Raw genomic sequence first — 1165 nt, forward strand, 5'->3', positions numbered from 1 at the left:
CTGAGCTGGGTGGGGTCGCAGAGACCAGAGAGAAGCGACTGTTTACTAAAAACACAGGTCCGTGCGAAGTCGTAAGACGATGTATACGGACTGACGCCTGCCCGGTGCCGGAAGGTTAAGAGGACCGGTTAGCGCTTCGGCGCGAAGCTGAGAATTTAAGCCCCGGTAAACGGCGGTGGTAACTATAACCATCCTAAGGTAGCGAAATTCCTTGTCGGGTAAGTTCCGACCTGCACGAATGGCGTAACGACTTCTCTGCTGTCTCAACCACAGACTCGGCGAAATTGCATTACGAGTAAAGATGCTCGTTACGCGCGGCAGGACGAAAAGACCCCGGGACCTTCACTATAGCTTGGTATTGGTGTTCGGTACGGTTTGTGTAGGATAGGTGGGAGACTGTGAAGCGGGCACGCTAGTGTTTGTGGAGTCGTCGTTGAAATACCACTCTGATCGTATTGGACTTCTAACCTCGGACCATGATCTGGTTCAGGGACAGTGCCTGGTGGGTAGTTTAACTGGGGCGGTTGCCTCCTAAAATGTAACGGAGGCGCCCAAAGGTTCCCTCAGCCTGGTTGGCAATCAGGTGTTGAGTGCAAGTGCACAAGGGAGCTTGACTGTGAGACTGACAGGTCGAGCAGGGACGAAAGTCGGGACTAGTGATCCGGCACCGGCAAGTGGAAGCGGTGTCGCTCAACGGATAAAAGGTACCCCGGGGATAACAGGCTGATCTTCCCCAAGAGTCCATATCGACGGGATGGTTTGGCACCTCGATGTCGGCTCGTCGCATCCTGGGGCTGGAGTAGGTCCCAAGGGTTGGGCTGTTCGCCCATTAAAGCGGCACGCGAGCTGGGTTTAGAACGTCGTGAGACAGTTCGGTCTCTATCCGCCGCGCGCGTTAGAAACTTGAGGAAGGCTGTCCCTAGTACGAGAGGACCGGGACGGACGAACCTCTGGTGTGCCAGTTGTTCCGCCAGGAGCACTGCTGGTTGGCTACGTTCGGAAGGGATAACCGCTGAAAGCATCTAAGCGGGAAGCCTGTTCCAAGATGAGGTTTCTCTCCACCTTGAGTGGTTAAGGCCCCCTACAGACCATGGGGTTGATAGGCCGGAACTGGAAGCACAGTAATGTGTGTAGGTGACTGGTACTAATAGGCCGAGGGCTTATT

Annotated in this window: 1 rRNA gene; it reads left to right on the forward strand. The window is 54.9% G+C overall.

Annotation, left to right across the window (positions count from 1 at the left end):
- Positions 1-1165 (forward strand): 23S ribosomal RNA (locus ACFVVM_RS34310); the annotation flags it as partial.

The sequence above is a fragment of the Nocardia sp. NPDC058176 genome, assembly GCF_042883805.1.
Classification (GTDB): Bacteria; Actinomycetota; Actinomycetes; order Mycobacteriales; family Mycobacteriaceae; genus Nocardia.